7 protein-coding genes are annotated in these 8,881 nt (G+C 64.7%); 4 read left to right on the forward strand and 3 right to left on the reverse strand.

What is annotated here, in order from left to right:
* The first annotated feature begins 134 nt into the window (after positions 1-134).
* The 4 genes from VJS90_RS13935 (at position 135) to VJS90_RS13950 (ending at position 3,050) form a co-directional block, all read left to right on the forward strand.
* Positions 135-716 carry a WYL domain-containing protein gene (locus VJS90_RS13935; protein WP_324122231.1) on the forward strand — a complete coding sequence of 194 codons (582 nt, stop codon included), beginning with the start codon at positions 135-137 and terminating at the stop codon, positions 714-716.
* 251 nt (positions 717-967) lie between these two features.
* Positions 968-1,639: a hypothetical protein gene (locus tag VJS90_RS13940; protein ID WP_324122232.1), complete on the forward strand. Its 672-nt coding sequence runs from the start codon at positions 968-970 to the stop codon at positions 1,637-1,639.
* Complete coding sequence (locus VJS90_RS13945) at positions 1,639-2,073, forward strand: phage holin family protein (protein ID WP_324122233.1); 435 nt, start codon at positions 1,639-1,641, stop codon at positions 2,071-2,073. The genes VJS90_RS13940 and VJS90_RS13945 overlap by 1 nt, the downstream gene beginning before the upstream one ends.
* A complete protein-coding gene (locus VJS90_RS13950; protein ID WP_324122234.1) occupies positions 2,070-3,050 on the forward strand; it encodes a DUF3618 domain-containing protein in 981 nt (326 codons plus the stop codon). Before VJS90_RS13945 ends, VJS90_RS13950 begins: the two co-directional genes overlap by 4 nt.
* A 53-nt stretch (positions 3,051-3,103) precedes the next feature.
* Here VJS90_RS13950 and VJS90_RS13955 read toward each other — a convergent pair whose 3' ends face one another.
* The 3 genes from VJS90_RS13955 to VJS90_RS13965 form a co-directional block, all read right to left on the reverse strand.
* Positions 3,104-5,620 (reverse strand): PAS domain-containing protein, encoded by a 2,517-nt coding sequence (locus tag VJS90_RS13955; protein ID WP_414704941.1) that lies wholly within the window; start codon positions 5,618-5,620, stop codon positions 3,104-3,106.
* Positions 5,621-5,869: 249 nt separating this feature from the next.
* Positions 5,870-6,760: an AEC family transporter gene (locus tag VJS90_RS13960; RefSeq protein WP_324122235.1), complete on the reverse strand. Its 891-nt coding sequence runs from the start codon at positions 6,758-6,760 to the stop codon at positions 5,870-5,872.
* A 613-nt stretch (positions 6,761-7,373) separates the two neighbouring features.
* The gene (locus tag VJS90_RS13965) at positions 7,374-8,642 is read right to left on the reverse strand and encodes a hypothetical protein (protein WP_324122236.1); all 1,269 of its coding nucleotides are present in this window, start codon (positions 8,640-8,642) and stop codon (positions 7,374-7,376) included.
* Positions 8,643-8,881: the final 239 nt, after the last annotated feature.

Below are 8,881 nucleotides of genomic sequence, written 5' to 3' on the forward strand. Positions count from 1 at the left end.
CAGCAACGGCCCTTTGGGGCCGATCGCGGGACCACTACTGCATTGCATGTTGGATCCTATCCCCTACTCCGGTTATCCTTGGCAGATAGCTATGTGCCACTATGGCCATTATCATACCGCCAAGGAAACCGTACTTGCCCAGCAACGCCACTCGCGACACCATCGCCCGTCAATGGGAGGTGCTAAAGCTCCTGCCATCCAGTCACCCGGGCATCACCGCGGCCCAGCTGCAGGGCGCCCTTGCGAAAGCCGGCCATGCCGCTAGCAAGCGCACGGTGGAGCGCGACCTGAACGAGCTGGCGAAGGTCTTCCCGTTGCGCTGCAACGACAGGAACATGCCCTACGGCTGGCATCTGCAACCCGCACGCACACTGGCCGTGCCAGGCATGAACCTGGGCGCAGGGCTGACATTGCACTGGGCGCGGGCCGACGGTGACATCTCGCCCGCTGGCGTCCGCCCGCAACAGATCAGCCTCCATGCCTGGGTCGATGACGCCCTCGCCCACCGCCTTGCCGAAACGCCGCTGTCGCACGACATGCAACTGACAGGCGAGGCCTCCGGCGGCGCCACCCTCGCCGCCACCGTCAGCGACAGCCTGGAGCTCATGTGGTGGCTGCTCTCCAACGCGGGATCACTGCGCATTCAAGCGCCGGAGGCACTGCGCAAAGCGATGCTGGAGCGGTTGCTGCAGAGCCTGGCGTTGCATCAGGGCTAAAAGCTGATTCACACATTTCCATAAACCACCCCTTCTCTGCGAGCTGGCTTGCGCAGGCGCCGTCGCGCGGCGAACAGGCCAGTCCTGATCCAGCTTGCCTACCTGTGCCGCCTGGCACCTGGTGATGCTCACTCATCCCTCCGGTTGAACTCTGGTCACTCTCTCCCCGTCACCCTAATGAACACCCAAAAAACCGTAGCTGGGCAATCCGGGTTGTATGCCTGCTTTCAAACAGCAACAGGGAGACAGAAATGGACAAGACAGACCATCCAGTGTCATCGCCACCGACCGATGCCGCCAAGGACCATCTGCAGAACATCGCCGGTGAGGCGAACTCCTTGCTCACCGAGGCCAAGGAACAGGGCAGCGAGCAGTTCGAGCATTATCGGGACTTTGCCGCCGAACAACTCGATACGCTGGTGGAAGGCGCGCAGTCAGCCGCATCGGCGCTGGAGGGCAAGGACAGCCTCGGCCTGTCGAGCTACCTGGGTGACCTGGCCCGCTACCTGGGCGAGTTTTCCCACCAGGTGCGCGACCAGAGCGCCGAGCAGCTGCTGCAAAAAGGCTCGCAGCTGGCACGCGACAACCCGGCGGTGTTCCTGGCCGGCAGCGTGGCCATTGGCTTCGGCCTGTCGCGCTTCCTGCGGGCTAGCGCCAGCCACGGCCCCTCGGCGAGCACTTCACACACCTCCACCACGTCGTCAACGACGCCATCGTCCTCCACGCCGCCCAAGGCCTATGGGGGCAGCGAGCCGTATCAGTCGTCCGTGCCCAAGACGCCTCCTGTGAACCCTGCGGTAACCCCAGGCCGCTCAAGCGATGTGTCGACCCATGAGCCGTTCACACCGGTCGACCCGCTGGGCACGGGCGTGGGCGCGCCGAGCGACGGGCCGAAGAACGATCCCTACAAAGGAGGTGTGTAATGAATCGCGACCCGCTCAACAACCCTGGCACTCCACTGGACAGCCCCGCCGCGCACGACAACGGCTCGATCGGTGGCCTGCTGCGCCAGCTGATGCACGAGGTGCCCGAGCTGTTCACCAAGGAGCTGGCGCTGGCCAAGGCTGAATTGCAGCACAACCTCAACACCCTCAAGGCGGGCACCGCGGCAGTGGCCAGCGGGGCGATCGTCATCCTGGCCGGCTTCATCATCCTGCTGATGGCGGCCGTGTACGCCCTGGCCACGGTGGTTGCGCCCTGGCTGGCCGCGCTGATCGTCGGCGTGGTCACCCTGGTGGTCGGCTTCATCATGCTGCAGTCGGGCAAGAAGCAGTTCGAGCCGTCGCACCTCACCCCTGACCGCACGCTCAATGCCATGCAGCAAGACAAGGAAGCGTTGAAGAGGAAACTGCCATGAGTACATCGATCGAACACGAATCGCAGAAGGACCCGGACGTTCTCGAGCAAGAAATCAACGCCAAGCGCGAGCGCATCAGCGATATCGTCGACTCGCTTGAAAGCCGCCTGAGCCCGGGCCAGCTGTTCGACCAGGCGCTGGCCTATACCAAGGGCAACGGCGGCGAGTTCTTCGGCAACCTGGGGACGACCCTGAAAAACAACCCTGTCCCCACGGCGCTCACCGCCGTGGGCCTGGCGTGGCTGGCGATGAACCAGAACCGGCCGTTCAACCCGGGGCCCGCAAGCCACGGCCCAGGTTTGGGCGACAGGCTCAGCGGCGCGGTCGACAGTGTCAAGGACGCCTTCTCGCATGCCGGTGACCGTCTGCACAGCGCCACTGACAGCGCCAAGGACGCCCTCTCGCAGGCCGGTGACCGTTTGCACAGCGCCACCGACAGTGCCAAGGCCAAGGCCTATGACCTCAAGGACAAGGCTGCCGGGCTCAAGGACAAGGCCAGTGACTTCACCCACAGCACCAGCGATTCGCTGGGGCAGACCTCTCAGTCCGTGCGCCGCAGCGCGCACGATGCCCGCGACCAGATCAGCCATGGAGCCGACGTGGTGAAAAGCCAGTTCGATTACCTGCTCAAGGAGCAGCCGTTGGTCCTTGCCGCCCTAGGTATCGCCCTGGGCGCCGCGATCGGGGCTGCGTTGCCTTCGACCCGCAAGGAAGACCAGCTGCTGGGCGATGCCAGCGACAAGCTGACCGGTACGCTAAAGGCCAAGGGTGAAGAGGTCTACAGCCAGGCCAAGGAAACGGTGAAGCAGACGGTGAATACCGAGAGCGAGCCACCGCGGACCGGGCCAGGCAGCCTGACCGGGCCGGGCAGTACCACCACCGGACCCGGCAGCAGCCCCACCGGGCCTGGAAGCTCCACGACCGGAGCGGGTGGGACTGATCTGTCCTCAGGCCTGGGCTTCTCGGACAAACCATAGACCCCAGACGCCGCCGCTCCCGCTCGGGGGCGGCGTTGCTGGCTGCCTAAAGACTATTCGAGCAGCAATTCGCGTACCCGCGCGACCAGCGCGTCTGCTGTAAACGGCTTGGTCAGCACCAGCATGCCCGGCCCCAGGTGCCCGTGACCGACAGCGGCGCTTTGCGCGTAACCTGTGATGAAGAGTGTCTTCAGCCCCGCCCGTAATTCACGCCCGGCGTCCGCCATCTGCCGCCCGTTCATGCCGCCTGGCAGTCCTACATCCGTGACCAGCAAGTCGATGCGCATGTCCGATCGCAGCAGCCTTAGGCCCGCCAGACTGTCGCCAGCCTCGATCACTGTGTACCCCAGATCCCCCAGCACGTCGGCCAGCAGCATGCGCACCGTGGGCTCGTCGTCGACAATCAGGATGGTCTCGCCGCTATCCGCGACCGGCGTTGAGGGGGCCTGGCTATCCCCTTCCTCCTCGGTCGGCTCGCCGCTGTACCTGGGCAGGTAGATGCACACCGACGCACCCTTCCCGACTTCCGACTGGATACGCGCCTGTCCGCCAGACTGCCGTGCAAACCCGTAGATCATCGAGAGTCCAAGCCCCGTGCCCTGGCCGATCGGCTTGGTGGTGAAGAACGGGTCAAAGGCCTTGGCGATCACCTCAGGCGTCATGCCGGTGCCGCTATCGGTCACGCACAGCGACAGGTACTGCCCCTCGGGGGTGTCGTAGATATGCGCCGCGGCCGCATCGACCCACCGATTGGCCGTGGTGATGGTGATGCGCCCGCCCGCGGGCATGGCGTCGCGGGCGTTGATGCACAGATTCAGCAGCGCGTTCTCGAGCTGGCTGGCATCGACAAGAATCGGCCACAGGCCCGGGGTGCTCTGGGTTTCGATCACGATGCCCGGCCCGACGGTGCGCTGGATCATCTCGGTCATGCCGGCGACCAGGGCATCCACGGCGGTCGGCCGCGGATCGAGCGTCTGCCGCCGCGAGAACGCCAACAGGCGGTGCGTCAGCGACGCGGCACGCTTGGCGGCGCCCTGGGCGGCCACGATGTATTTGTCGACATCGGCCAGGCGCCCTTGGCGGATGCGCATGGCCATCAGCTCGAGGGAGCCGGAGATGCCCGCCAGCAGGTTGTTGAAGTCGTGCGCCAGGCCCCCGGTCAGCTGCCCCACAGCTTCCATCTTCTGTGACTGGCGCAGCTTTTCCTCGGACTGCATCAGTTCGGCCGTCCGCGTGACGACGCGCTGTTCGAGCGTCTCGGTGATCGCCCGCAGCGCGGCGGTCGCACGGTCACGTTCAGCCGCCAGCACACGGCGATCCTGCACGTCGACCAGCACGCCCGGGAAGTTCAGCGGCGTCCCGTCTGCCGCATGGTCTACACGTCCGTTGGCTTCGATCCAGTAGTATTTGCCGTCCGCGCGCCGTACCCGGTACTGATGCGCATACGCGCCCCCGCGCTGGACGGCCTCGTTGATCGCGGCAACCAGGCCATCGCGGTCGTCGGGATGTACGGTCTCGACGATCTGCGCCAGGCTCAGGCCCTCGCGCCCTAGCGCCGGATCGAGCCCAAAGGCACGCGCGAACGCCTCGTCGACCGTGAAGCGGTCGCTCGGCAGGTGCCAGTGCCAGGTGCCGATGATCGCGCCAGCGGCCAGGGCCAGCTGCACGCGCTCGATGTTTTCCCGCGCCAGCGCCTCGCTGACACGCAGGCGCTCCTGGGCGTTTCGGCGCTCGGTGACATCGCTGAAGAACAGCCCGATCTGGCGGTCGACAGGATCGCCCACGCGCACGGCGCGTACATCGAACCAGCGCTCGAACGCCTCGGCATAGTTCTCGAAATTGGCGGGCTCGCCGGTCTTGGCGACGTGACCGTACGCCTCGAACCAGAAAGGCTCCAGGTCCGGCGCGAACTCGGTGACCCACTTGCCCCGCAAGTCGACGCCCGCCTGGCGCTCGAAGGCCGGGTTGACCTCGATGAAGCGGTAGTCCACCGGCTGGTCATCGGCATCGAAGCGCACCTCGACGATCGCGAACGCCGCCTCGATCGAATCGACGATCGCCTTGTAGCGCTCCTCGCTCTTGCGCAGCGCGTTTTCAACGGTACGTACCCGCGTGAGGTCGAGCATGGCGCCAATCATGCGGATCGCCTGGCCATTGGCATCACGAATCACGTGGCCCCGGTCCAGCACCTCTGCGTAAGAGCCATCCCAGCGACCGAAGCGATAGCCATCGGTCCAGGCCGTGCCGTCGCCATCGATCACGGCGTGGATGGAGGCAAAGATACGCTCGCGGTCCTCGGGATGGATATTGGCGATCCACCAGTCCCCGGTCGTGTCGAGGTCGGAAAGGCGGTGGCCGTAGGCTTGTTCGAGCGCGTCGTTCCACAGCACCTGGTCGCTGACCAGGTCCCAGTCCCAGATCGCATCGTTGGTGGCCTTGGCGGCCAGGTGATAACGCTCCTGGGTCTGCTCGACCGCAAGGCCTGCGACATGCGCCTGGGTGCGTTCGCGCAGCGCCGCGGGCGCCCATTGCGAAGAGGGGTCGGGCTGGCCCGCACGGTGAGCATCGATGCCTGCATCGGCAAGCACGCCGTGCAACCGCGCGACCTCTACCTCAAGCTCTTCCCGGGAAAGATGTTTCAGAACGGCCCCCACCTACGCAAGATTGATACTGGCCGCTACGTTAATCGTTTTTGCAGTGGGTCGCCATGGAGCCAGCAGGGGATTTGCGGCCAGCCGACAGGCAGCACGCTCACGCCGCGTGGGCGAAGCCGCGCCAGAGGACCGCGCGGGCCTGCCGAGGCCCCACAGGCTTGTCCATCACCCGCCCAGGACCCCCAGCCACCACGCCAGGATCACCGGCAACAGCACAAACGAGAGCACCGTCGAACACATCACCAGGTTCGCCACCTGCTCGGGCGAGCGGTTGGCCCGCACGGCCATCAGGTAGTTGAACACCGCCACCGGCATCGACGACTGCACCACCAGCACCGCATGCGCCAGGGGTTCAAGCCCCAGCACATGACCCAGTCCCCATCCGACCCCGGCTCCCAGCAGGATGCGCGCGCCACCCAGCACCATCCCCTTGCCCACATGATTGAGCTTGATGCTCGCCAGCGACACGCCCAGCGTCAGCAGCATCAACGGGATCGTCATGCCGCCGAGCAGGTCGACCGTGTTGCCCAGCCAGCGCGGCAGTTCAAGGCCGAGGAAAATGACCGGCAGCGAAATCGCTAGGCTGATCACGATCGGGTTGCGCACCAGGTCCCGGGCCGAGGTAGCGCCCCCCGACAGCGCGATGCCGACGGTGAACTGGAAGATCGATAACGTCAGGAAAAACGCCACCGCCAACGCCAGCCCGTGCTCGCCGAAGGCATAGAGACTGATCGGCAAGCCCATGTTGCCGGTATTGGGAAACATGAACGCCGGCACCAGCACCCGCCAGTCCATGCGAAACAGACGGCACACGACAGTGCCCAGGATCCCCATGCACGCCACCGCCAGCATGCAGGCGATCGCCATGCTGGAGAATGCCTGCGCATCGAGCTCGGTGCGGGTGAGCGTGGAGAGCACCAGGCTCGGCGTGCCGATGGTCATGACCAGGCGGGCGATGAAATCGGTGGGATAGGCATGGCCGCTACGGGCCCAGGCGAAACCGATGCCGGCGACGATGAAGACCGGTGCGAGTACCGCGAACAACTCAGCCAGCATGGCAATGTCTCTCCAGGGAAACGGCCATGCTAGAAGCTGGGTGGGGGATGTTGCAAGAAAGTGCCCTCTGGGCCCTGTCTCTCCTGGATGCCGGCTACGGCCGGGCCCCTTGGGAGCAACTGTTTTCTACCAAGGTGCTCACTGCCCCCGGCCCGGCATCGCCGGGCCCTGTGGGAGCGTGCCTTGTGCCGCGATTCGAGGGCGGAGCCCTCGCCGGGCCACAGCCCCGTCGGACGACGCAATCGTCGCAGGGGACGCTAACCGATCCACCGCACGGCGTCTGTCGCGACTCCGGACATCGACCTGCCGTCTGAATGCCCTCGGCAATTTCACCGCCACATTGGCCGGACAGCCAAACGTACGCTATGGCTTATCAGATCCCATCCCGGCATACCCGAGAAACCAACAATGGCCAAATGTCCAAAGTGCCAAGCAGAGCTACCCGAACCCGGCGACCTGAACGCCACTGACCCCGTCTGCCCAAAATGCAATGCACAGCAGGACCGCAAGTGGGTGGAATCACTTCCAGGCAGCAGTGCGAGAAAGAAGGAGAAGCCCTCGCCGGACTGATCCTCCGGCTCGCTGCTTGCCCCCTCCCATCGCGCTACAACACTCACTCCGCCCTGAGCACAGGCCGGGTGAAGTTGTACAGCATCGCCTCGGCTGTCATTGCCCAGTGGAACACCCCGGCCATGATGGCCGGGCCTCGCTCGATGCTGCGGAACGCGGTCTTGTAGCCGTCCGAGTGGACAAGGCCGTTGCCGGCGATCAACGGCAGCACGATGATCGCGGCGATCGCCACGCAGCGCACTTGCCAGCGACGCCCTTGTATCAACCCTCTGCGCTCACCCGCGGAAAGCACCAGGCCGACAATGTTGAGGGTGCCAAGGAACAGTCCGCTCAACAACGACCAAGGCACGAACCACATGTTCTTGAGCACGTTGAGCCCCTGCTCGCCACGAATGTCGGTATGCGCCACGTCGAAGGCCATGTTGCGCGCGATGCCGGGGAGCTGTTTGTCGAACTGGCTGCGCGTGGCCAGGATGTCCATGCCTCTGACGTACAGCGGCCCCAGGACGTCCTTGGCCATGTACTGGACTTCGTGGGTGGCGACGATGGCCTCGCGGCTGCGCAGGCCTGGCTTGATGGAGCGCGCGTAATCCTCGATGGTCGGCCGGTAGCCCAGCTCCTCGCCCGCGCGCGGCCAGCGGATCGGTCTCCAGTCGTTGCCAGGTACGCCGGTGGCACGGAAGGTTTCCAGCTGGGCGTAAGCGCGGATGATGTCCTCGGCCGGAGGCACCACCTCCTCCTGCACGCGCTCGTACAGCGCGTCACCATTGCGGCGGGTGTATCCCTTGAACACCGCCGTGGCGAATCCCTGGAAGTTGCTGTCGATCTTTTCGACGTAGGAGCCCTGCACGCTCATCAGCACACCCAGGTTGGCGATAAAAGCCTTGCCCTCCCCTTGATCCCGAAATTGCTGATACGGCAATCCGGGAATCTGCAGCGAGTCGTAGAGCAGCCCTTTCTTGGTGACGTAGGCGTACAGGCTGTAGACCCGGACGCTGGTGGGAAACTGCTCGGCGATGAGATCAGGGACTTCGCCTTGCACCCACCAGGTGGTCGGCGCGGCAACCACGGTGCTCAGCGCAACGCTCAGCCAGATGTACTTCATGCCGCCCCAGCGGCGATGCGCCCAGATGCAGACTCGCCACCCGAACAGACAGACGCTGGCGGAAGCAAGGATCTGGCCGTACACCTCAAGCGTCTGCAGTTGCTTCAACGGGATGTCAGCCCCCGCGACATTCAACAGCTCGGCGTTGAAGAGCAGGCCGCCGAACAAGCAGATGGCGTTGAGGACCACGAGCAAAACTAGAAGCATCCAACGGATCCTTGTCAGAGAGAATGGAGTCGGCTTCGATACCTGTACGGTGACAGCTCGCGCGGCCGAGGTGGCATGGTGCCACTCCCGTCCAAGGCAGGCTATCTCTTTGAGGCATTCTGCAGGCGAGAATTACCACACTGTAATATTCAAAATGCCTTTTCCCAGCCAGAATAACGCCAGGCCGAAGCATCGGCTGTTGTAACGCCAACCAGAAAAAACTGCTTCGCAGCTGCTCG

The organism is Pseudomonas sp. (assembly GCF_035277045.1).
Classification (GTDB): Bacteria; Pseudomonadota; Gammaproteobacteria; order Pseudomonadales; family Pseudomonadaceae; genus Aquipseudomonas.